The organism is Bartonella sp. CM120XJJH (assembly GCF_042194715.1).
In the GTDB taxonomy this organism is placed as follows: domain Bacteria; phylum Pseudomonadota; class Alphaproteobacteria; order Rhizobiales; family Rhizobiaceae; genus Bartonella.
This window is the reverse complement of the sequence record NZ_JBHINE010000007.1, coordinates 37,069-60,081: the sequence shown is the minus strand read 5'-3', so window position 1 is coordinate 60,081 and position 23,013 is coordinate 37,069. Positions and strand designations below refer to the sequence as shown.

Sequence of the window (23,013 nt, the reverse complement as noted above, 5' to 3'; positions counted from 1 at the left end):
CTTTACTTAATAAAAATGCAAGTTGGCACCATCATGTTATTTATTTTCTCTCAATGGTGTGCAGTTCTTGTTTTGAGGTGGGCATAAAAGATATTTTTATCCATATGTCCCCTCTGTTTATGAGCTGTAAGAGAATGATTTGGATTGATTTATCATGAAACGATTTTAAGTGAGAAAAATTTACGGTATTCCGGTTTTTTATTCAAGTTGAAAAATGATAAATTGTTATTATAAATCAATGTATTCTCATTATAACGAGAAGCAGAGAGATAAGAGCTGTTCGTTTTTACATTGGCCTTTTTTTTCATAGGATGATAAAATAGAGAGAACAAAATAGAAGAGAATATGCGTTTTATGCTTGACTTTTTTTCCTATAAACAAATGTTTATAGGAGTGTTTAGGGGATAATTATGAAAAAAAGTGCAAGTTTAGATGCAATGATTGTGCTGCTGAAAGCGATCGCGGAAGTAAGCCATTTACGTGTTCTTACCCTCTTGCATCATGAAGATTTAACAATTCCTGATTTTATTTTTATTCTTGATCAGTCGCAAGCGTGTATATCACGATATTTACGTTTATTGTACGAAGCACGATTGATTGAGCGTTATCAGAAGGGAGATAGCCTTTATTTTAAGCTTTGTCATGATTTTTGGGGTAAAGACATTGTGAAGGGTGTTCTTTCGGCTTTGCCAAAGCATGATGTGTTGTTAGCGCATGATTTAGAACGTTTGAAGGATGTTAAAAAGCAGCGTCAAAAAACGAGGAAGAAGCATTTTTTACAAAATGCGTTGCAATGGGATGTATTACGGTCATCTTATATGGCAGATCATGGTGTGGAAAACGCTTTAATTGAAATCATTGGCGATAAACCATTTCAGACGATGCTGAATATTGGAATAGGTGGAGACTCTGTCTTAAAATTGTTTTCTAACCTTTATACGCATGCGGTTGAAGTCGTGCTTGATAGCAATGTTGTTCACTTGTCTGTTGGAGATACAACTTTTGATTTAGTTATTCTTCATTGGGTTTTGCATTTTCTTGAAAATCCTGAAATATTTCTTCATGAGATATCAAGTGTTTTGCGTCCTCATGGACGTTTATTGATTGTGGATTTTGGTTATCATGAAATTGAGTCTTCATATTCTGATCAAGCGCATATGCGTCTTGGATTTTCGGCTTTACAAATAGAACAATGGCTAAAAAATGCCGGACTTATTCTAGAACAAACGGTTTGTCTTACTCCTATACAAAATGAAAACAGTGAGGAGGGCATGGTTACACTTTGGCTTGCTCGTGATCCGCGTTTATTGGTTGACGATATCAAAGATAAACAAGTAGATTTTGCATAAAGAGCGTTTGTTAACGTGCTTTATTCTCTGATTTTTCTCAAGAAATAGCGCAGAGATAAAACTTTATTTAATTATGGGTCATCTATTGTTTTTTACATTTGTATTATGTTTTTATATGAGAGTCTTGGTGTTTCATAAGGGCGTGTAGCCTGTAATCATGAAAGCACCTTCTATAGAGATTATTTAAGGTGTCTTGATATCATATTTGTTTATTAGCCAATATATTGATTTTAAAAGATCATTATTTTTTAGACCCAATGAGAGGTTTGAATACAGGAATATTTTTTCATTTCAAATTTCCTGTTTCAGAATCCAAAAGAGTCTGTTTGTCTGTTACAAGAGAAGATATTTATCTAAATAATACCGTTTGTAAAAGGAAATACATTTTCTAAATATGAGAGTGGTTGCAATATAATATAATGCCGCACAATATAATATAGTGATGGTTTATACCTTCATAAATGTCAAAAATGGTGGTGCCCAATAGATCTTAAAATGTCTCTTTAAAACAGCTACTTAGATAAGAAGTCCCTTGGAATTTTTAGTGAGGTGTGCAAAAAGATGCTCTAAAAAGAACAAAAAAGTAAAAGGGTAAGACAAGGTGTGTTTTTCATTATTTAAAACACAGCGTTATGAACGTGTTTGGAAGCCGTAAAAGCAAATGAAAGGAATGGTAAAGATGGCAATAGGTTTTTATCGTTGGCTTTTATGTTTGCCGCTCATCTTATGACGCAGTCCGTGGGTATAGCGTAAAATTGATAGGGCACTATCGTCTTGAGTTTAAGTAAAAGTTGTAAGCCGGCATCATTATTTTATGTTTCAGTTCCGCATGTTACTGCAGATTTTGCTTTAAAATGGTTCATAGAAGGTATTTTGACTCTTTTTATGTTTTTATCCATATGCTTCTTCTTGTTTGTAATGTGCGATAGTATGGCTATTCATTGATTAAATAGACGAAGATTTAAAATAAGAGAACCTTACGTTCTTGAGATCTCTCATGTAAATTGTAAAATGATGCGTTATGATTGTAAATCAATGAATTGTTTACGTTAGAAGAACAGACTATAACAATATTTGAGCATAGAAACTACTGTGCGTATTATTTTACGGGATCATTTAATAATAGAGATTAAGAGAAAATATCTGCATTGATCTCGGTTTGTTATGTTAAAATGCGGTAAAGACTGTAGGTTATTGTAAAATAGTTTATCGTTATTTGGAATGATTATAGGGCATGATTCGAAACAAATACCTTCAGAGTGCTCATTTTTTACGGTTATTTGTGTAAGATTTTAAAAATCTACGTTTTTCTTTTTGTGGTGATTGCTGTTGGAAAAGTGATTCTGCTTTTACATAGTTTGATTTTTATAAGGTGGATACGTAAAAATTACGTTTTTTTAATTATGGTCATCGGAGTTATGACAAAAACTATTTAAAAGTTATAATGATGGTAGATTCTAATTGATGATTCTTGAAATAAAATTGCTTCAAATTGGGTCATTTTAGACTTTTTTTGCCTAAATTTAAACATTTTTAAACAATTTATAACTCTTTTGTGTTTTTTTGCGTAGAAGATGATAAGAATTCCTTGTTGTTTAAAGAATTTTATTCCATAGCAAGAATATTACATCGGCTATCTTAGTGGTTGATGTGAGAGGACGATCGGGGAACCTCCTCCCCCCCCCCCGCGTGGATCCCCTAGATTGTCTGGCCTGACTGAGGATTTCCTCAGTCAGGCTTTTTGTAATTGTTTTAGGGGATTTTGTAGGTGTTATTGGGGGAAGTGTAAGATCTGTTATTAGTTTCGCCTTTGGTGCCTGAATACACAGGGGGGGCAGGTCTTGTTGGCGGATAGTGTTAGCGTATTCATTTTCAATAATTTGATTTTTCTTTATTGAGGCATTATTGAATGCTATAAGGGGAATCATAAAAGGAATCTATGTTTGTGTTCTGTGATCTTTAGGTAAGAGATAATGGAATCTTCTTCGCGTCGTATTATTTTTATTTTATTTGTATTTTTTATTTTTGGCGCTGTCTTTTTTGCTTCCCGAAGCGGTGCTGTTTATCAGTTTTTTTCCGGTCGCTCTTCTTCTTCTTCTCAGAAGCTTGATGTAACAGAGGAGGAGTTGTTAGAGAGATTGTCCGTATCTTTTCCAGATATTATCAAGCATCTTTCTAAGATGAGTCCTCAACAGCAAGAGTTGTTTATTGCGCAGCTGCGTCGTGACATAATTGCGCTTGCTTCTAAAAGTGGTCAGAGTCGTGAGCAGGCTCAAAAATCTGGTGAAATTGTTGCTATGGCTCTCTCAAAAGCGATTTCTCGTCCTTCCATTGCTAATGCTTATTTTTAGATATTTTTTAATTGCGCTTTTGGGTTTTATTTTAAGGAGCAAGAGTTTTTCGTGAAGTTTTGAAAAGTGCGAGGAGATAATCAGTTTGTAAGATAATAAGCAAATTATCTTACTCAAAAGATAAGCAATCGGAGTATAAGGATAATGTTGTAATCATTACAGGAGTGATAGCGAGTTTATCAAGGGTGTTGCTCGAGTTAATCGCATTATCAATCGCTACAATGACAAAAGCAGTATTGACTATAATAAAACACGTTAATCGCGTTTTATATGCCAGTTATTTTTTATTTGATATGAGAAAATAGAAAATTTTTAAAGGATTTAAGATTCCTTTGTTCTATGGATTTTAGGATATTTATTCACTTGTATGATTTCTGAAAATGAGGTGCAAGGCTGATAAGGTGATAGTCTGTGACAAAGAAAAAAATATTTGAAGGAAGATTGAGAGGTCTATTTTTATTTAAAAAGGCTTTGAGGATATTGAGTTTTCTAACATTTTTCAAAAAAACAGACAAAAGTAATTGTTAAGCTTTGCTGTAGGGACAAAGACGGATATAGCTTTTTTAGCATATTGTTTTATAATGATAATTTATCATTTTCATATTGAGTGAGAAGCTTAAGAATTGTAGAATTCTCTCATTTTAATTTTATCCATGGTGAAAAAATCAAAATCAGTTTCTTGTACACTACAAGTGGGAGGCTTGTGTGGATAAAAGCTCTTTTAAAAAAGAAGTAAAAAGCTTCTTTGGGGCATCTTGAGAGCTAAAGGTCTGTTGCAATATTTTGAATTGATAAAGAGTATGATGGTTTTAGTATATTTATGAATTTTTATGCGCAACGACAGGGGGAGGCATTTGTGTGACATGTTGAGTTTTATCGGACATAAAGAGTGCTGTGGGTGTTTATTGACCAGAGAGAAGCGTTGATAACGGTTTATATTTTCTATGAAACTTTTTTGATATTGAGCATCTCCGGTAAAAAGATTCTCTTGTCTTTTTTGCTTTGAGGGATTGATCTCAATAAAAAAATTAATAATCTTATGTAAAAAATGTTACATCTATTTAATATGTGATTTTTTTAATATAAAAGTTGAGTGATACAATAGTGATAGCAGCAATTTATAGCTTATATCATTTTATTTAATACGCTATAAGATTAATTATAGTTTCTTTATTTCTTTTATTTTATGATATAGAGAAACCTATAATTTGTGCATAAAGAGATTTTCTTTTGTTGCATAATTTTATCTTGAAATTGTCTTACTCTTTCCTTTTTCAAGCCGTTCTTTTGCTTTCTTTTTTTGTACAATACATTCGCAAATTATTTGCGGCTAGAATTTGAGAATGTTTGAGTGAAGAGAAAGAAAATGCAATTTTTGAAAATCTTGTTAAATACAGCGTGTGCTGTATTTTTTGTATTTGATATAAGTTGGACTCATAGTGTTTTGAATGTTGCGGAATCAGGAGAAGCTTTAGTGGTTGTTGCTTCTAAGATTCCTGATCGTCCTTATGAGTTTCTTATTCAGAAACTTGCGAATAAATATAATGTTCCCGTTAATTTAGCACATGCTGTTGTAAAAGTTGAAAGTAATTATAAGGCAGGTATAAAGGGGGCTGCTGGCGAAATAGGTTTGATGCAAATTAAACCCTCTACGGCTCGAGGATTGGGTTTTAGTGGTTCTGTACAGGATTTGTACGATCCTGCGACCAATCTTGAATATGGTATGCGTTATTTGGCACGGGCGTATAAACTCAGTGGTGGAAGTACGTGTGGTACAATTCTTAAATATAACGCAGGTCATGCTGCAAAAAAAATGAATTCTATTTCGGCGAAATATTGCGCAAAAGTGAAAACTTATCTGGCTTCATTAAAATAAAAACATTTTTTTAGACAGGTTTGCTATAAAATATTTTAAGATGCTATTTTCACGGAGAAGAAAATGTTTTATAAATTAATGCGTCAGTCGGCTGGGCAGCCGCGCTTGTCTGATGCTGAAATGCGGCAGGTGAGGAAAGTCCGGGCTCCATGGAAAGACGGTGCCGGGTAACACCCGGCGGGGGTGACCCTAGGGAAAGTGCCACAGAAAGTAAACCGCCTATTTTTATAGGTAAGGGTGAAAGGGTGGAGTAAGAGCCCACCGCGCATTCAGTAATGAATGTGGCAAGGTAAACCCCACCGGGAGCAAGACCAAATAGAAATGACGTGCAAAATTTAATTTGCAGCCGATTTCCGGGCGAGTCATTCGGGTAGGTTGCACGAGGCGGGTGGTAACATCCGTCCCAGATGAATGGTTGCCATGTAAAGTGTGAGCTTTACTATACAGAACCCGGCTTATAGGCCGACTGATATTTCGTGACGATACGCAATATTTTGTAAGATCAATTATATGTGGTCTTTTGTGGAGTCTATGTGTTTGAAATGGACACTTGAGCAAAGAGTATTTTTAAAAATTATAACATTTCTTTAAGTATAATGCGTTAGGATCTGTCTTGGGATAGCTTTAGTTTTTTCGTTCATTGTGGTTAATATGAAAGTTGAAGGCTAGGTTATTCTAAAATCAGTTGCTATGAGAGAGCTGTTGATTTGAGACAGCATAACTTCAAGACGGATTATTTTGATAAAGCAGGATCAAAGAGCTGAACGCCATATTCCAGTGTTGTTGCAGCCAGTTTTGGCTGGGCTTATGCCATTGGTTGGAGCAAAAGTGATTGATGGCACCTTTGGTGCTGGTGGTTATACGCGCGCTTTGTTAAAGGCAGGGGCACAGGTGATCGCTCTTGATCGTGATCCTCATGCTATTAGTGCGGGACAATCGCTTGTTGAAGAATTTTTTCCACGACTTCGTTTGGTGCAAATGGAATTTTCACAGTTAGATCGCGTTGTTGAAGAGAAGGTAGATGCTGTTATTTTGGATATTGGTGTTTCTTCTATGCAGCTTGATGAAGCTGAAAGAGGTTTTTCTTTTCAAAAAGATGGTCCATTGGATATGCGAATGGCTCAGACTGGTTTTACAGCCAGCGATGTTGTCAATCACTTAAAAGCAAGGGATTTGGCACGTATCTTTAAGATATTAGGAGAAGAGCGTTATGCGGGGCGAATTGCACGGATGATTGAAAAGCGTCGTGTTATTCAGCCTTTTTTGCGTACAGGTGATTTGGCGTATGCTATCGAAGCGTTGATAGGACGTAAGCCGGGAGATCGTATTCATCCTGCAACACGTGTATTTCAGGCTCTTCGTATCTATGTTAATGATGAAATTGGTGAATTAGCATGTGGTTTATTTGCTGCTGAACGCGTTTTAAAAGCTGGGGGGCGTTTGGGCGTTGTCAGTTTTCATTCTCTTGAAGATCGTATGGTCAAAAGATTTTTTTCGGCTCGTTCTGGAGAATGTATGAGATCACGCTATCTGCCTGAAATAAAGGCTGCTCCAGCGACATTTTTTTCTTTGTTTAAAGGGGGGATCACGGCAACTAAAGAGGAATTACAGAAAAATCCACGTTCACGTTCTGCAAGGTTGCGTATTGGTGTACGAACTGAAGCAGAGGTTCTTGCAGCAGATATGAAATTATTTAGTTTACCAGAAATTGCCAGTTTTGAAGGCAGCAAGAAATGACAGTTTTTCGTACATTTGATATGATTTTAGTGTTGATTATGATTTGTATGGCAGGTCTTACTTATAAAGTAAAATATGATGTTCAAAAACGAATGAACGAAGTTCGTCATCTTGAGCATGAAATTGCTGCAGCAAAAAATACGGTAAGTTTGCTTCGTGCTGAGTGGGCTGTAATGATAAGGCCTTCACGCATGCAAAAACTTGCGAAACGTTATCAAAAAGAACTTGGGTTAGAGGTTATACAGCCGCGTCAAGTCGTGGAGTTAAAAGACATTCCGGTACGGGTACATGATCAAATTGAAGAAGTGATTAAACAAAATATCTTGGAAGATAATCAGGATATTTTGACAAATAATCGGGCTTCCCAGATAAATGGTGTTGTCCAAAAAGGCGCGCAGTAATGAAATCGACTTTTTTATTCTCACAGAAGAAAAAGCGCTTAAAGAATTCATTGAATAATCATAATGTTTCTGTTCGTCGTCCTTATTCTAGTCGTCCACGTTTGCTTTTTTCGTTGTTCTGCTTTTTAATTTTATATGGCATCATGGGGGCTTGCCTTATTTCTTATGGATTGGAAGGTGGACAGATTGAAGAAGCAAAAGGGCCAGGAGTTCTTCAATTGATGGCACGGCCTGATATCGTTGATCGTAATGGTCGTTTATTGGCAACAGATATTAAAACTTATTCACTTTTTGCTGAGCCACGACGTATTATTGATGTGGATGAAACAATTGAATTGCTCTCAACAGTTTTACCTGATCTTAATTGGCAGGAAACCTATAAGCGCTTAAAAAGGAAATCTGGTTTTTCTTGGATACAGCGTGGGTTAACACCAATGCAGAAGACGCAAATTATGGCTCTTGGTATACCAGGAATTGGTTTTCGGACTGAAATTCGTCGTTTTTATCCTGATGGACCTGTAACTTCCCATATTCTCGGTATGGTGAATGTTGATAATCAGGGCATTGCAGGTATGGAAAAATATATTGATGATGCTGGGTTGAGTGCTTTGCGTGCCGCTGGTCTTGCCATGGAAGAATCATTAAAGCAAGTTCAGCTTTCGATTGATGTGCGTGTTCAGGCAATTGTTCATGATGAACTTATTCAGGCTATGAAGCGTTATAGGGCAATTGCTGCAGGAGCTGTTATTTTAAATATACATACGGGGGAAGTTTTGGCTTTGGCATCACTACCAGATTTTGATCCTGGAAATCCTATTGAAGCTTTAAAAAGTGATCGTCTCAATCGGATGACGGCAGGAGCTTTTGAAATGGGATCGATCATTAAAAGTTTTACAACCGCCATGGCTCTTGATTCCAATATTTTTCATTTAAACAGTATTATTGATGCTTCAAAGCCAATAAAGGCAAGTAGTGGGTATACTATTCATGATTTTCACGGAAAAAATCGTCCCTTAACGTTATGGGAGGTTTTTATTTATTCTTCCAATATTGGTTCTGCTAAAGAGGCATTGGCGATAGGGATTGATAAACATCGTGTTTTTTTACAAAAACTTGGCTTACTGGATCGTCTCACGACAGAGTTGCCTGAAGTTGCCCATCCTATTGTACCACATCATTGGAAGGATATTCATTCTATGACGATTTCTTTTGGGCATGGTATGGCAACAACACCCTTGCAAACAGCTGTTGGGGCTGCTGCTTTAATGAATGGTGGTTGGTTAATTGCTCCGACATTTTTAAAACGGACAAAAGAACAAACTTCGCACCACGCAAAACGGGTTTTGCAGGCTAAAACAAGTCAAAATATGCGTTACCTTTATAAATTAAATAGTGATATTGGTTCTGGACGTAACGCAAAAGTCGAAGGTTATCGGGTTGGTGGTAAGACAGGAACAGCTGAAAAAGTTGAAAATGGAAAATATTCTAAAACAAAAAATTTCAATAGTTTTCTTGCTGCTTTTCCTATTGATGATCCTGTTTATGTTGTTTTAACAATTATTGATGAACCAAAGCCTGAAGAGGGACAGCGTTCAGCAACAGCGGGGATGAATGCTGGACCAATGCTTGCTAATATTGTTCGTCGCACAGCTAGTTTTCTTGGTGTAAAACCCGATTTTAAAAAAGAATATGAACCTCTTTTAAGTAAAAAGAGCAATTCAAGTTTCGTTAAACAACAGTAAAATAAATACAAAGGTGCATTGTTATGTTGTTTGGAACAGTTTTTACAGAATGTCTTGAAGATCAGAATCTTTCTTCAATGGAAATAACAGGAATTAGTGCGGATTCTCGACAAGTCTTGCCAGGCTATGTTTTTGTCGCTGTTCAAGGAAAAAAAAGTGATGGAAGACACTATATAGATGATGCGATAAAGCGTGGCGCACGAGCAATTGTTACAGATTGTCATGCTGTTCTTGAGGATTTATCTGTTCCCATTTTACGTGTTTCTAATGTTCGTCATAGTTTAGCGTTGGCAGCTGCACGTTTTTACGGTTCTCAGCCTGAAACGGTCGTTGCTGTGACTGGTACAAGTGGTAAAACATCTGTTGTCTCTTTTATTCGGCAAATTTGGACTCATGTTGGATTTTGTGCTGCGAGTATAGGAACGGTTGGTGTTGTTTCTCCTAAACGGAATGTTTATGGTTCTCTCACAACACCTGATCCGGTCGTCTTACACCGTCTTCTTTGTGAAATTTCTCATGAAGGTGTGACTCATGCAGCTCTTGAAGCTTCTTCGCATGGGCTTGACCAAGGACGACTTGATGGAGTCCGTTTAACGGCTGGTGCCTTTACCAATTTAGGGCGAGATCACATGGATTATCATACGGGGGTAGAGGATTATTTGCAGGCTAAAATGAGGTTGTTTGATACACTTTTGCCTGTATCTGCTCCTGCTTTGATTTTTGCTGATGATGTCTATTCACAAAAGGTTATTGATGTTGTTACACAAGCGCGCCGCCGTGTCTTGACAATTGGTCGTAAGGGGCAATTTATCACGATTAATCGTGTCGAACATCAACGCTCAAAACAGTGTATTGAGTGTCGTGTGGAAAACAATATTTATACATTTGATTTGCCTTTAGCTGGAGATTTTCAGGTAGCCAATGCACTTATGGCAGCGGGGTTAGCAATTGCAACGGGTGTTGCACCTCGTAAGGTTTTTTCTGCGCTTGAAACTTTGCGGGGGGCACCTGGGCGGTTAGAATTTGTCGGAAAGACAGAAAATAATGCGCCTGTTTATATTGATTATGCCCATAAACCAGAAGCTTTGGAGCAGGTTTTGCTTTCTGTTCGTCCCTTTACGCAAGGGCGTTTGATCGTTGTTTTTGGGTGTGGAGGAGATCGGGATCAAGGAAAAAGACCTTTGATGGGAAAAATTGCGGCGGATAAAGCGGACATTGTTATTGTAACGGATGATAATCCCCGCACAGAAATGCCAGAAAAAATACGCAAAGATATTTTACAGGCAGTGCCAACAGCAATAGAGATAGCAGATCGTGGTGAGGCTATTTCTTACGCGGTGGAGCTTTTGAAAGTTGGTGATACACTCATCATTGCTGGAAAAGGTCATGAGGATGGCCAAATTATAGGGCAGACAACTTATCCTTTTTCAGATCGTCTGAAAGCGATAGAAGCTCTAGAGGACCGAAAGAAATGACAGCTTTATGGGGTAAGCAAGCACTTGTTACTGCAATTAATGGTGTTGTAATGGGAAGCATGCCAGAAACCTTTTCTGGGGTTTCCATTGATAGCCGTACTCTTGCGCAAGGTGATATTTTTTTCTGCATTAAAGGGCATCATCTTGATGGTCATGATTTTGCTGCGCAAGCTTATGAACGAGGTGCGGGCGTTCTTATCGTTGCGGAACACCGTTTGAGGGATATGAAAAAGATATCTGCTCCACTTATTGTTGTTCCTGATGTTTTGCAAGCCCTAGAAAAACTTGCACAAGCGGCACGCAAACGTTCAAGAGCTAAGATTATCGCGATAACGGGATCGGTGGGAAAAACAACGACAAAAGAAGCTTTGAAACAAGTACTTGCAACGGCTGGGAACGTTCATGCGAATCTCGCTTCTTTAAACAATTGCTGGGGGGTTCCACTCACTTTAGCACGGATGCCCATGGAGAGTAATTATGGTATCTTTGAAATTGGCATGAATCATAGAGATGAAATTCGCTCTCTGGTCAAACTGGTTTGTCCACATGTGGCTCTCATTACGCATATTTGTGCAGGACATATGGGTTTTTTTAAAAATCTTGAAGAAATAGCAACGGCAAAAGCTGAAATTTTTGAAGGATTAGATGAGAAAGGCATTGCCATCTTAAATGCGGATAGTGATTTTTTTTCTTATCTCGTTCAAAGAGCAAAGAAATGCGATGTAAAGAAGCTCTTGAGCTTTGGTGAGACTGAAAATGCTGATTATCAAGCGCGAGATATACGTCTTCTAACCGATCGTTCTTCTATGATTGTACATATTAGAGGGCGGGATAGGGAGGTTCAAATTGGTGCTCCCGGACGCCATATTGTGCAAAATTGTTTAGGGGTTATTGCTGCTTGTGATGCTATGGGGGTTGAGTTAGAGCCTGTTTTTCTTTCTTTTCGCCATTTTTCTTCTCAAAAGGGGCGAGGTGTTCGTTATCGACTGTCTTTATCAAATGGGGGTGAATTTTATCTCATTGATGAAAGCTATAATGCTAATCCTGCTTCTATGCGTGCTGCGCTTGAGCTTCTTGCTACAGGACCTGTAGGGAAAAAGGGGCGGCGAATTGCTATTTTAGGGGATATGCTAGAGTTAGGGGAGTATAGTGAAAAGCTTCATCGTGATTTAATAAAGCCAATACGTCTTTCCGGTGCTAATCCGGTTTTTCTATTTGGTGAGGCGATGAAATCTTTAGTCAGTGATTTGTCTGCTGGTGTTAAGGTTCATTATGCTGAAAATATTGAGAAAATTTTATCGCTTCTTTTAGCAGAAATTTCTTCTGGGGATCTGCTTATGGTTAAATCATCCAATGGCCTTTGTTCATCAAATATTGTGACTGCATTGCTTGATCACTATAAAGTGGTTTCTTCATAGTTTTAAGAGGTTTTTTGTACCATGATGCTGTTTTTTTCTTCGTTTAGTGATTGGCTTCCAGGTGTGAATGTATTTCGTTATATTACTTTTCGCACGATAGCGGCTATGCTTACTTCGGGGCTCATCGTCTTTTTGTTTGGACCTAGCATCATTGCTTCTCTTAAATTGCGGCAGGGTAAGGGGCAACCGATTCGTGCAGATGGTCCTCAAACACATTTTAAAAAGGCTGGAACACCTACAATGGGTGGATTAATGATTTTAACTGGCATTGTAGTATCGGCATTTTTGTGGTGTAATTTATCGAATATTTATTTTTGGGTATCGCTATTGGTTATGCTTTCTTTTGGGGCAATTGGATTTTATGACGATTATCTTAAGGTCACAAAACAAACAGACAAAGGATTTTCTGGGAAAGCACGGTTAAGCTTGGAGTTTTGTGTTGCCGCAATTGCTGCTTTTGTCATCTTGAAAATTGGCTCATCTGGATTTGCTTTGCCTTTTTTGAAAGATTATCTTATCAATTTGGGCTGGTTTTTTATTCCTTTTTCTGCTTTTGTCATTGTCGCGACGGGTAATGCGGTTAATTTGACGGATGGACTTGATGGGCTTGCTATTGTTCCTGTGATGGTTGCAGCCTTATCTTTTGCTCTGATTGCTTATCTTTCTGGTAATATGAATTTTGCTGATTATCTCCAAATCCATTATGTATCGGGTACAGGTGAATTGGCTGTTTTATTGGGAGCTGTTGTGGGGGCAGGGCTTGGTTTTTTATGGTTTAATGCACCACCTGCAGCTATTTTTATGGGAGATACTGGTTCGTTGGCTCTTGGAGGGCTCTTAGGGACTGTTGCGGTTGCTACGAAGCACGAAATTGTTTTGGTTCTTATTGGTGGGCTTTTTGTTGTGGAAGCTTTTTCGGTCGTTATTCAGGTTGGTTATTTCAAATTAACAAAAAAACGCGTGTTTCTTATGGCACCGATACATCATCATTTTGAGAAAAAAGGCTGGACTGAAAGCCAAGTTGTGATACGCTTTTGGATTATTTCAATTGTTCTCGCTCTCATTGGTCTTTCAACACTTAAATTGCGGTGAGATTTTGATTTCTGTTGCGTGTTATAAAGGACAAAAAGTTGCTTTATTTGGATTAGGGAAGTCTGGATTAGCAACGGCACAAGCATTGATGCGTGGCGGTGCAGAAGTGGTGGCGTGGGATGATAGTCCTTCAAGCGTGCAAATGGCTTTTCGGCACAATATTCCAACGCGAGATCTGCGTTATGAAGATTGGTCAGAATTTGTTGCATTGATTGTAGCTCCTGGAGTTCCTTTAAATTATCCTCAACCCCATTGGGTTGTTGAAAAAGCACGAAAAAAAAATATAGAAATTATCGGTGATATTGAATTATTTGTTCGTGCGCGCCATCATTTTTTGCAGCATTATGGTTTTTGTGACCAAGATGTTCCTTTCATTGCGATTACGGGGACGAATGGGAAGTCAACCACAACATCTTTACTTGCGCATTTGCTAGAACAAATGGGTTATGATGTACAGGTGGGGGGAAATATCGGAAAAGCAATATTGACGCTTAAGCCATTTGTTAAAAAACGTATCTATGTGATTGAATGTTCATCATTTCAAATTGATCTTACTCCCTCTCTTCAGCCGACCATTGGACTTTTATTAAATCTCACACCTGATCATATTGATCGACATGGAAGCTTTGCTTGTTATGTGAAAACCAAAAGGCATCTGATTGCTCAAGCTTCTCAGGCTTTTATTTCAGTTGATGATGCCGCTTGTCGGGTTTTATACCAACAGTTGCTTCATGATGGGAAGAAGATAGGGGCAATATCTAAGGATCATTTTGTTGAAAATGGTTTTTATGCCGATGGGACCAAGCTCTTTTCTGTTTGTCAAGGACAGCGCCATATGCTTGCAGATCTGGCGTCTATGACTGCTTTGCGCGGACGTCATAATGCGCAAAATGCCCTTATGGCGTTAGCAACGTTGCAGGCTTTAAAAATAACCGATCCCTCTATGAACAAGCATTTAGCAAATTATAAAGGGCTGGATCATCGTATGCAGCAGGTGCGTAAAATGGGGGCGGTTTTGTTTATCAATGACAGCAAGGCGACTAATGCAGATGCAACAGCTCCTGCGCTTTCCACCTTTAATGATATTTTTTGGATTGTTGGGGGACAGGCAAAAAAGGGAGGAATAGAGTCTCTTAGAGAATTTTTTCCTAAAATTCGTAAAGCCTATTTGATTGGGAGTGCGGCGGAAGAATTTGCTCGCACTATTGGATCTGCTTTTCCCTTTTCTATGAGCTTAACTTTGGAAAATGCGGTGCGTGAAGCAGCTGTTGACGCAACGGGTTGTAAGGCAAAAGAGGTGACGGTTCTTTTGTCACCTGCTTGTGCAAGTTATGACCAATTTAAAAATTATGAAATGCGAGGCGAAGCATTTGTCTCTTTTGTGATGCAGTTACAATAAAAAAAGCATCAGTTATAAAAAAATATTTTTGCGTTAAGACTCCAGAATCTTTTTTTGTGTAATTTAGTTTTTAAAGTGTTTGCTAAACAGGCTGGGGAACCATCTCACTTTGAGACAATTTATAAAATGGATAAGGTGGATATCATGGTGACGCGTGCAGATAGAGATCCAATTGCTAATTGGTGGTGGACGATTGATCGCTCTATCTTTGCAGCTTGTTTAATTTTAATGGGAATTGGCATTATGCTGTCTTTTGCTGCCAGCCCTATTATTGCAAAAAAAATCGGAATTGCTGATAGTTTTTATTTTGTTCGGTGGCATATCATTTTCAGCATTTCAGCATTTTTTACGATGGTTACCATTTCTTTTTTTTCGCTTTCTAATATTCGCCGTTTATGTGCTCTTTTGCTCATTGTAACGCTTGCTCTTATGGTTGCAACCTTATTTTGGGGTCCAGAATTAAAGGGAGCACGGAGGTGGATTCAGCTATTTGGTTTTTCTGTACAGGCTTCAGAGTTTATGAAGCCAGCTTTTGTGGTTATGTCCGCTTGGCTTTTTTCGGAACAGATACGCAGGAGAGGAATTCTAGGTTATACGTTAGCGATTGTACTTTATGGCATTTGTTGTGTGCTTCTGGTTTTGCAGCCTGATATTGGACAAACAGTTTTAATAAGTGCAACATGGGGAGGGCTGTTTTTTATTGCTGGTGTACCTCTTACCATTATTTTTCTCTTTCTCATGTTAGGCGTTGTAGGAATTATTTTAGCTTATTTTTTTCTGCATCATGTGCGCGAGCGTATCAATGGTTTTTTGACAGGTGAAGGAGATACTTTTCAAGTGGATGTAGGCCGTGAGGCTATTTTGAATGGTGGTTGGTTTGGGCAAGGGCCGGGTGAGGGAACAGTAAAACGTATCATTCCTGATAGCCATACAGATTTTGTATTTTCCGTTGCTGCTGAAGAATATGGTATTATTCTTTGTTTATTAATTATGATGCTGTTTGGCTTTATTGTTATGCGTTCATTGTATATAGCTATGAATACACGTGATTCCTTTATACGTCTTGGTATTACTGGCATAGCAATGATGATTGGCTTTCAATCAGCTATTAATATGGCCGTTAATCTTCACTTAATTCCTCCAAAAGGCATGACATTGCCTTTTATTTCTTATGGTGGTTCTTCGATGGTGGCGATTGCGTTTTCAATGGGCATTTTGCTTAGTTTAACACGTCGTTGGCCAGAAGCACGCCTTTCAGCTTTTTCTTCCTCTTCTGTCTTGGATACCCCTTATGAATGATAAAAAAGTTATTGTTTTGGTGGCTGGTGGTACAGGTGGACATCTTTTTCCTGCTGAAGCCCTTTCTGTTGAATTAAGGAAGCGTGGATATGATGTTCATTTAATAACAGATGAAAGAGCACGTCCTTTTGTTCGGTGCTTTGATGAAGAGCATACTCATATCGTTTCATCGGCAACATTTATACGACGTCATCCTTTTGCTCTGATAAAGACGTTTTGGTCTTTGCTAAAGGGTATGGGGCAATCATTGGCACTGTTTTATAAATTACGTCCTGTTCTTGTTGGAGGATTTGGGGGGTATCCGAGCTTTCCTCCTCTTTTTATTGCGGCCTTAACGAGGCGTGTAACATTTATTCATGAACAAAATGCTGTTATGGGGCGTGCTAATCGGGTGTTGGCAATTTTTGTGCGTGCAATCGCTGGTGGTTTGTTGTCGCCAAATGGTGCTTATGCTCATAAAATACTTTTGACGGGGAATCCTGTCCGTGAGGCTGTGTTGAAGGCGGCCGAAATTCCTTATCATTCCTCAACTGGTGAAGAGCCATTTCATTTTTTGATTTTTGGAGGTAGCCAAGGGGCTTCTGCTTTTTCACATCTTGTTCCAGAAGCTATTGCTTTATTCGATGATAAGAACCGTAAACGTTTACGAATTGTGCAGCAAGTTCGCGGTGAAGCAGGAGGGGTGATTAAAATCTATCGTGATATGGGCGTACAAGCAGAGGTTGCTCCTTTCTTTGATGATATGGCTGAACGTATGGCACATGCTCATTTTATTTTGTCGCGCGCTGGGGCTTCATCCGTTTGTGAGATAGCGGTGATTGGTAGACCTGCTTTGCTTGTTCCCTATCCCCATGCTTTAGATCATGATCAGGCTGCCAATGCAGCTTTGCTTGCTCGTGTAGGTGGTGCGCAAATTGTATTAGAAAAAGATTTAAATGCACAAAAGCTTTTTTCTCTTTTAATGCACGCTTGTTGTGCGCCCCATTTATTGGAAAAACAAGCGCTTGCTGCAAAAAAAGTTGGGCAACCTCATGCAACCCGTTTCCTTGCTGATATGGCTGAATCCTTGATTGCAGGGCGATTGTTGTCAGATATAAAAGAGGAGCTTTTAAATGAAAATGCCACTTGATATAGGCGTTATCCATTTTATCGGAATCGGGGGGATCGGTATGAGTGGAATTGCGGAGGTTTTTTATAATCTTGGCTATAAAGTTCAAGGGTCAGATCAAGTTGAAAGTACAAATGTTGAACGTTTGCGGAGAAAAGGAATTAGCGTTCATATAGGTCATTGTGCTGAAAATTTAGGGAATGCAGAGGTTGTTGTTTTTTCTACTGCCGTTAAAAAAACAAATCCTGAGTATATTGCTGCAAAGGAAAGACATTTGCCGCTTGTTAGACGTGCAGAAATGCTGGCGGAGCTGATGCGGTTTCGGCGTGCAATTGCGGTGGGTGGCACACATGGTAAAACAACAACCACATCAATGGTCGCAGCGCTTCTTGATGCTGGTCATTTTGATCCAGTGGTAATCAATGGTGGTATTATTAATGCTTATGGTACGAATTCTCGTACAGGAGATGGCGATTGGATGATTGTTGAAGCTGATGAAAGTGATGGTACATTTTTAAAGCTGCCTGCTGATATTGCTGTTATTACTAATATTGACGCTGAGCATTTGGATCATTATGGAAGTTTTGATGCTGTGCGTGAGGCTTTTCGGCAATTCGTAGAAAATGTTCCTTTTTATGGTTTTGCTGTTTTGTGCCTTGATCATCCAGAGGTTCAGTCATTGGCGGGTCGGATTGATGATCGTTGGGTGATCACTTATGGTGAAAATCCACAAGCGGATGTTCGTTTTCTTAATCTTTCGATGGATGGTCAAAAAACGCATTTTGATGTTCTTGTTCGCTCACGCAAAACAGGAAGAAAGATTGAGTTGAAAAATTTGCTTTTGCCCATGGCAGGACAGCATAATGTTGCTAATGCAACGGCGGCTATTGCTATTGCGCATGAACTTGGCATTTCAAATGAAGCTATAAAAAGGGGTTTAGCAGAATTTGGCGGAGTAAAACGGCGTTTTACGCGAACAGGAAGTTGGCGAGGTATTGAAATATTTGATGATTACGGACATCATCCTGTTGAAATAAAGGCTGTTTTGCGTGCAGCACGTGAGAGTGCAAAAGGGCGTGTTATTGCCATTGCACAACCCCATCGGTATTCACGTTTGTATCATTTATTTGATGATTTTGCTGCTTGTTTTAATGATGCAGATACAGTGTTGATTACGCCCGTTTATGCGGCTGGTGAAGAGCCTATTGTAGGATTTGGTTCTCAAGAATTGGTAGAGCATATTAAAATGGCGGGTCATCGTGATGTGCGCTTGATACATGGTCTGGAAGATGTCGTGTCTCTTGTCTCAAAATTTGCTCAGGCAGAGGATTATGTTGTTTTTCTTGGTGCTGGCAATATCACACAATGGGCTTGTGCGTTGCCTCATCAGTTAGCGGTATTGGATGGTCATGATAAATTTTCAGCACATTGATGGTGAGGCGCTATTGGCGCAATTGCAACCGCTGTTGGGTGGCGTGAGAGGCAAACTTACACCTAATGTTGAAATGCGTAAGGTAACGTGGTTTCGCACGGGCGGGTTGGCAGAGCTTTTTTATCAGCCTGTTGATGAAGAAGATTTGGCTCTCTTTCTTCAAAATTTGCCTGAATTTGTTCCTGTGACAATTGTCGGTATCGGTTCTAATCTTTTGGTGCGTGATGGGGGCGTTCCTGGTGTTGTGATTCGTCTTTCGCCAAAAAATTTTGGGCAAGTGCAGCAAGTTTCTCCAAAAGGCTTTTTAGTTGGTGCTGGTACAGCGGATAAACATTTAGCTGCAGCCGCTTTAGAAGCTGAAATTGCAGGTTTCCATTTTTATCATGGTATTCCTGGAGGTCTTGGAGGAGCTCTCAAAATGAACGCGGGGGCGAATGGTGTTGAAACCGCAGCGCGTGTTGTCGAGGTCTATGCTCTGGATCGTAAAGGACAACGTCATATCTTGAGTTTGAAAGATATGCATTATTCCTATCGCCATTGTGATATTCCTAAAGATTTTATTTTTACGGCTGCTTTATTGGAAGGTGAACTCGGTAATAAAGATGATATTCGTGCTGCTATGGATGAAGTTTCCCTCCACAGAGAAACAGTGCAACCTATTCGTGAAAAGACAGGGGGATCAACTTTTAAAAATCCTGAGAATGGATCTGCGTGGCGCGTGATTGATGAAGCAGGGTGTCGTGGTTTACGAATTGGTGGCGCTCAAATGAGTGAAATGCACTGTAATTTTATGATTAATACAGGGCAAGCAACAGGATATGATCTTGAAGCATTGGGAGAAACAGTGCGTGCGCGTGTTTTTGCAAATTCAGCCCATCTTTTACAATGGGAAATAGAGCGTATCGGTCAATTTGAGCGTGGTCGAAGTGTTCCTCCTTTTGATCCATTTGATTGATTTATTATTCACTAAAAAAGTGCAAATAAAAAATTGAGTCATTTCAAAGAGATAATAAAAAATTTCTATTAAGAATCAATAAATTAACAAAGAATCTCTTGCATCAGGCTTTTGAGTCTGATTCATTATGAAAAATGCTAGGTTATTGATTCGCAAGAATAAACTTTGTTTTTTTTCTGTATGTGGTGCTGATGTGTTCTATATAGACTACATATAGTATACAAAAGAGGGTGATTTATTATGAAAGATAAACATATAGCTGTGTTAATGGGAGGTTTTTCTTCTGAACGGTCTGTAAGTTTATCTTCAGGGGCGGCTTGTGCTGATGTTCTAGAGGTGCAGGGGTATCGCGTGAGCCGCGTGGATGTTGACGCTCATATTGCTTCTGTTCTTGAAAAGTTGCAGCCCGATATTGTCTTCAATGCATTGCATGGTCCATTTGGTGAAGATGGCCGGATTCAGGGGATTCTTGAATATTTAAAAATTCCTTATACCCATTCTGGCGTGATGGCATCTGCTTTGGCAATGGATAAGGGACGCGCAAAAATTATCGTTGCAAATGTTGGGGTTTGTGTTGCTCCTTCTCGTATCATGAGCCGCTTTGCTCTGGGGCAAACGCATCCCATGGAGCCTCCTTATGTAATTAAACCTGTGTGTGAAGGATCAAGTTTTGGTGTTGTTGTTGTCCAAGGGAATGAAGCTGCACCGCCGCATAATGTTGGGGGAGATGAGTGGGGATATGCCGATGAGGTGATGATTGAAAAATATATCCCTGGTCGTGAATTAACTTGTGCTGTTTTGGGGAATGAAGTGCTGGATGTGTGTGAAATTCTTCCCGATAAACACTTTTCATTCTACGATTATGACTCAAAATATAAAACGGGTGGTTCTCTTCATATTTGTCCTGCACAACTTTCACTAAATATTTACCAAAGTGTGCAAAGAATGTCTTTAGCAGCCCATCAGGCGATAGGGTGTCGAGGTGTTAGCCGTTCTGATTTTCGTTTTGATGAAAAAACGGGAGAATTGGTTTGGCTTGAAATTAATACACAACCCGGTATGACATCGACGTCTCTTCTTCCTGATATTGCAAAAGCGAGCGGCCGTACTTACGGCGATATTGTTCAATGGATGGTGGAGGACGCATCATGTATGCGTTGAATGTTAATAAAACAAATGTTCCGATGGGGGTGCTTTCAGTGCCGGCTTTGCCACGTCTTTATCGTCGTTTTCTTCGGTTTATGTTTGAGTTTGTTTTTGTCAATATTCATATTCCACGCCATTTCGGCTCTTTTGCTGTTGTATGGTTTTTCTTTGCTACGGCTTTTTATGGACTTTCATCAAGTGGTCAGATGGCTGTGATCGTAAACACGATCATATCGGATAGTAGTTTTGTGGTCACTCATGTCGATATAAGCGGTAATAAGCGTTTGGCAAAGCAGGATATTTTTAAAATTTTAAAACTTGATGTTGCGCCTTCTATATTCACTTTTGATGTTGAAAGAGCACGTTCTCTTTTGGAAAAACAGGCTTGGGTTCAATCAGCAAATGTTCAGAAAATTTATCCCAATAGAATGCGCATTTCCATCGTGGAGCGTGAACCCTATGCCATTTGGCAACATGATAGCATAATGGATATTATTGATAATACAGGTCGTGTTATTGTGCCCTTTAAAGGAGAAATTGCTCGGGATTTGCCTCTTGTGGTTGGGCAGGGTGCGCAAAATGCTGCTAAAGAGTTTATTCAAGTGCTGTCAGTCTATCCGGAAGTATATGATCGTATTCGTGCTTTTGTGCGGGTAGGTAATCGACGTTGGGATCTTGTTTTGGATAATGGAATGCGCGTTATGTTGCCTGAAAATGGTGCCCTTGAAAGGCTTTCCTCTCTTGTTTCCTCTGGTACAATGCAAGATCTTTTATCGCGCGATATTCTCAGTGTTGATTTACGTCTTGCTGATCGAATTACTGTTTCTCTATCAGATGAAACGTTGGAGCGTTATCATGCTGCTGTAGCAGAAGAAGAACGTACTTTGAAGGCACGAAAGGCAGGAAACCCATGATGTTGCTTAGATCACATCATCGGGGGGGGCGTAAGACACGTTTTTTAACGGTTCTTGATGTCGGCTCAAGTAAGATTGTTTGTCTTATTGCTTGTTTGCGTCCTTTGAAGCATGCGCACTATTTACATGGTCGGACACATTCTATGGAGATTCTAGGCTTTGGAGTGCAGCGTTCACGCGGTATTAAATCCGGTGTTGTCATGGATATGTTTGCAGCAGAACAATCAATAAGATTGGCTGTTGATGCGGCAGAAAAAATGGCGGGTTTGGTGGTGGATTCAGTGATTGTGAATTTTTCCTCAAGTCGATTACAAAGTGCTTTGATTAATGGAAAGGTCCATTTGAATGGTCGTGAAGTCACCAAGCGTGATATGCGTATGGCCTTTTCAGATGTTTCGCGTAAAGCTTTTGATGCTGAACGTCATGTTATGCACACAGTTCCAGTTTCTTATGTGTTGGATGGAGATAAAGGAATTTCTGATCCTATTGGCATGGCAGGGGAAATATTTGGTGTCGACGTGCATGTGGTAACAGCAGAAACAGCCTCTTTGCGTAATTTAGAAACTTGTATTAATCGTGCACATTTGAGTGTTGAAGCAATGGTTGCTACTCCCTTTGCAAGTGGTCTTGCTGTCTTGATGAATGATGAGGCGCATTTAGGGGCTGCATGTATTGATTTTGGTGGTGGAACAACAACATTTTCAGTGTTTTTTGAGGGAAAATTTATTCATGCGGATGCTCTTGCTGTTGGGGGGCATCATGTCACTCTTGATGTTGCGCGCGGATTTTCTATGTCTTTAACAGAGGCGGAGCGTTTAAAAGTTGTTTATGGTTCAGCACTTTTAACAAGTGCTGATGAGCGACAAATGATTAATGTAGCAGAAATTGGGAGTGAACAGCGTGAAACTCAATATCCTCGCGCGGTTCTTGGGCGTATCATTCGTGCGCGTGTTGAAGAAATTTTAGAAATGGTCCGTGATTGTTTAAATCGTTCTGGTTTTGGTCACATCATTGGTAAACGTGTTATTTTGACTGGGGGAGCAAGCCAGTTAACGGGATTGCCAGAAATGGCACGTACTATATTAGGAAGAAATGTTCGTATCGGGCGGCCTTTAGGTATTTCGAGGCTTCCTTCTCTTGCAAAAGGGGCGGCGTTTACATCTGCTGTTGGGTTGTTAATTTATCCGCAATTGGTGGGTTTTGAAGAAAAAACAATGCAGGTGGCAGGAAATCATTTATCGATGGGCACGCGTGGGTATTTTCAGCGTGTTGGTCAGTGGTTGCGTGAGAGTTTTTAGTTAAGTCTAGTTGGATAAATT

The 23,013-nt window shown here is 39.2% G+C and carries 17 protein-coding genes and 1 other RNA gene; all 18 read left to right on the top strand.

The features are described from left to right. Window positions 1–410: 410 nt before the first annotated feature. Window positions 411–1,349, top strand: a complete 939-nt coding sequence (locus ACFIKU_RS04595) for an ArsR/SmtB family transcription factor (protein WP_375656822.1) — start codon at window positions 411–413, stop codon at window positions 1,347–1,349. A 1,973-nt stretch (window positions 1,350–3,322) separates the two neighbouring features. Then, the gene (locus tag ACFIKU_RS04590) at window positions 3,323–3,700 is read left to right on the top strand and encodes a hypothetical protein (RefSeq protein ID WP_375642095.1); all 378 of its coding nucleotides are present in this window, start codon (window positions 3,323–3,325) and stop codon (window positions 3,698–3,700) included. A gap of 1,366 nt (window positions 3,701–5,066) precedes the next feature. Next, complete coding sequence (locus tag ACFIKU_RS04585; protein ID WP_375656821.1) at window positions 5,067–5,576, top strand: lytic transglycosylase domain-containing protein; 510 nt, start codon at window positions 5,067–5,069, stop codon at window positions 5,574–5,576. 83 nt (window positions 5,577–5,659) lie between these two features. Then, window positions 5,660–6,050: RNase P RNA component class A (gene rnpB, locus ACFIKU_RS04580), an RNA gene on the top strand. Between the two features lie 264 nt (window positions 6,051–6,314). Next, the gene (gene rsmH, locus ACFIKU_RS04575) at window positions 6,315–7,313 is read left to right on the top strand and encodes a 16S rRNA (cytosine(1402)-N(4))-methyltransferase RsmH (protein WP_375642097.1); all 999 of its coding nucleotides are present in this window, start codon (window positions 6,315–6,317) and stop codon (window positions 7,311–7,313) included. Then, window positions 7,310–7,714: a hypothetical protein gene (locus ACFIKU_RS04570; RefSeq protein WP_375656820.1), complete on the top strand. Its 405-nt coding sequence runs from the start codon at window positions 7,310–7,312 to the stop codon at window positions 7,712–7,714. Before rsmH ends, ACFIKU_RS04570 begins: the two co-directional genes overlap by 4 nt. After that, window positions 7,714–9,456, top strand: coding sequence for a peptidoglycan D,D-transpeptidase FtsI family protein (locus ACFIKU_RS04565; protein ID WP_375656819.1), 1,743 nt, complete (start codon window positions 7,714–7,716; stop codon window positions 9,454–9,456). Before ACFIKU_RS04570 ends, ACFIKU_RS04565 begins: the two co-directional genes overlap by 1 nt. A 23-nt stretch (window positions 9,457–9,479) precedes the next feature. Beyond that, the gene (locus tag ACFIKU_RS04560; RefSeq protein ID WP_375656818.1) at window positions 9,480–10,931 is read left to right on the top strand and encodes a UDP-N-acetylmuramoyl-L-alanyl-D-glutamate--2,6-diaminopimelate ligase; all 1,452 of its coding nucleotides are present in this window, start codon (window positions 9,480–9,482) and stop codon (window positions 10,929–10,931) included. Continuing rightward, window positions 10,928–12,349 carry a UDP-N-acetylmuramoyl-tripeptide--D-alanyl-D-alanine ligase gene (murF, locus tag ACFIKU_RS04555; RefSeq protein WP_375656817.1) on the top strand — a complete coding sequence of 474 codons (1,422 nt, stop codon included), beginning with the start codon at window positions 10,928–10,930 and terminating at the stop codon, window positions 12,347–12,349. Before ACFIKU_RS04560 ends, murF begins: the two co-directional genes overlap by 4 nt. Window positions 12,350–12,370: 21 nt before the next feature. Next, entirely contained in the window at window positions 12,371–13,441 is a 1,071-nt protein-coding gene (gene mraY / locus ACFIKU_RS04550) for a phospho-N-acetylmuramoyl-pentapeptide-transferase (protein ID WP_375656816.1), read from the top strand. Window positions 13,442–13,445: 4 nt separating this feature from the next. Then, window positions 13,446–14,840, top strand: coding sequence for a UDP-N-acetylmuramoyl-L-alanine--D-glutamate ligase (gene murD / locus ACFIKU_RS04545; protein WP_375656815.1), 1,395 nt, complete (start codon window positions 13,446–13,448; stop codon window positions 14,838–14,840). 144 nt (window positions 14,841–14,984) lie between these two features. Next, complete coding sequence (locus tag ACFIKU_RS04540; RefSeq protein WP_375656814.1) at window positions 14,985–16,139, top strand: FtsW/RodA/SpoVE family cell cycle protein; 1,155 nt, start codon at window positions 14,985–14,987, stop codon at window positions 16,137–16,139. Next, complete coding sequence (locus ACFIKU_RS04535) at window positions 16,132–17,268, top strand: UDP-N-acetylglucosamine--N-acetylmuramyl-(pentapeptide) pyrophosphoryl-undecaprenol N-acetylglucosamine transferase (RefSeq protein WP_375656813.1); 1,137 nt, start codon at window positions 16,132–16,134, stop codon at window positions 17,266–17,268. The genes ACFIKU_RS04540 and ACFIKU_RS04535 overlap by 8 nt, the downstream gene beginning before the upstream one ends. Then, a complete protein-coding gene (gene murC / locus ACFIKU_RS04530; RefSeq protein WP_375656812.1) occupies window positions 17,252–18,679 on the top strand; it encodes a UDP-N-acetylmuramate--L-alanine ligase in 1,428 nt (475 codons plus the stop codon). The genes ACFIKU_RS04535 and murC overlap by 17 nt, the downstream gene beginning before the upstream one ends. Next, the gene (murB, locus tag ACFIKU_RS04525; RefSeq protein ID WP_375656811.1) at window positions 18,657–19,634 is read left to right on the top strand and encodes a UDP-N-acetylmuramate dehydrogenase; all 978 of its coding nucleotides are present in this window, start codon (window positions 18,657–18,659) and stop codon (window positions 19,632–19,634) included. The genes murC and murB overlap by 23 nt, the downstream gene beginning before the upstream one ends. 240 nt (window positions 19,635–19,874) lie before the next feature. Continuing rightward, window positions 19,875–20,795 (top strand): D-alanine--D-alanine ligase, encoded by a 921-nt coding sequence (locus ACFIKU_RS04520; RefSeq protein WP_375656810.1) that lies wholly within the window; start codon window positions 19,875–19,877, stop codon window positions 20,793–20,795. Beyond that, the gene (locus tag ACFIKU_RS04515) at window positions 20,783–21,694 is read left to right on the top strand and encodes a cell division protein FtsQ/DivIB (protein ID WP_375656809.1); all 912 of its coding nucleotides are present in this window, start codon (window positions 20,783–20,785) and stop codon (window positions 21,692–21,694) included. The genes ACFIKU_RS04520 and ACFIKU_RS04515 overlap by 13 nt, the downstream gene beginning before the upstream one ends. Continuing rightward, window positions 21,691–22,992 carry a cell division protein FtsA gene (gene ftsA, locus ACFIKU_RS04510; RefSeq protein WP_375656808.1) on the top strand — a complete coding sequence of 434 codons (1,302 nt, stop codon included), beginning with the start codon at window positions 21,691–21,693 and terminating at the stop codon, window positions 22,990–22,992. Before ACFIKU_RS04515 ends, ftsA begins: the two co-directional genes overlap by 4 nt. Window positions 22,993–23,013 lie beyond the last annotated feature (21 nt).

Coding starts and splice junctions, on each gene's coding strand:
- ACFIKU_RS04595 (WP_375656822.1), top strand. CDS start 411: ATGAAAAAAAGTGCAAGTTTAGATGCAATGATTGTGCTGCTGAAAGCG.
- ACFIKU_RS04590 (WP_375642095.1), top strand. CDS start 3,323: ATGGAATCTTCTTCGCGTCGTATTATTTTTATTTTATTTGTATTTTTT.
- ACFIKU_RS04585 (WP_375656821.1), top strand. CDS start 5,067: ATGCAATTTTTGAAAATCTTGTTAAATACAGCGTGTGCTGTATTTTTT.
- ACFIKU_RS04570 (WP_375656820.1), top strand. CDS start 7,310: ATGACAGTTTTTCGTACATTTGATATGATTTTAGTGTTGATTATGATT.
- ACFIKU_RS04565 (WP_375656819.1), top strand. CDS start 7,714: ATGAAATCGACTTTTTTATTCTCACAGAAGAAAAAGCGCTTAAAGAAT.
- ACFIKU_RS04560 (WP_375656818.1), top strand. CDS start 9,480: ATGTTGTTTGGAACAGTTTTTACAGAATGTCTTGAAGATCAGAATCTT.
- murF (WP_375656817.1), top strand. CDS start 10,928: ATGACAGCTTTATGGGGTAAGCAAGCACTTGTTACTGCAATTAATGGT.
- mraY (WP_375656816.1), top strand. CDS start 12,371: ATGATGCTGTTTTTTTCTTCGTTTAGTGATTGGCTTCCAGGTGTGAAT.
- ACFIKU_RS04540 (WP_375656814.1), top strand. CDS start 14,985: ATGGTGACGCGTGCAGATAGAGATCCAATTGCTAATTGGTGGTGGACG.
- ACFIKU_RS04535 (WP_375656813.1), top strand. CDS start 16,132: ATGAATGATAAAAAAGTTATTGTTTTGGTGGCTGGTGGTACAGGTGGA.
- murC (WP_375656812.1), top strand. CDS start 17,252: ATGAAAATGCCACTTGATATAGGCGTTATCCATTTTATCGGAATCGGG.
- murB (WP_375656811.1), top strand. CDS start 18,657: ATGATAAATTTTCAGCACATTGATGGTGAGGCGCTATTGGCGCAATTG.
- ACFIKU_RS04520 (WP_375656810.1), top strand. CDS start 19,875: ATGAAAGATAAACATATAGCTGTGTTAATGGGAGGTTTTTCTTCTGAA.
- ACFIKU_RS04515 (WP_375656809.1), top strand. CDS start 20,783: ATGTATGCGTTGAATGTTAATAAAACAAATGTTCCGATGGGGGTGCTT.
- ftsA (WP_375656808.1), top strand. CDS start 21,691: ATGATGTTGCTTAGATCACATCATCGGGGGGGGCGTAAGACACGTTTT.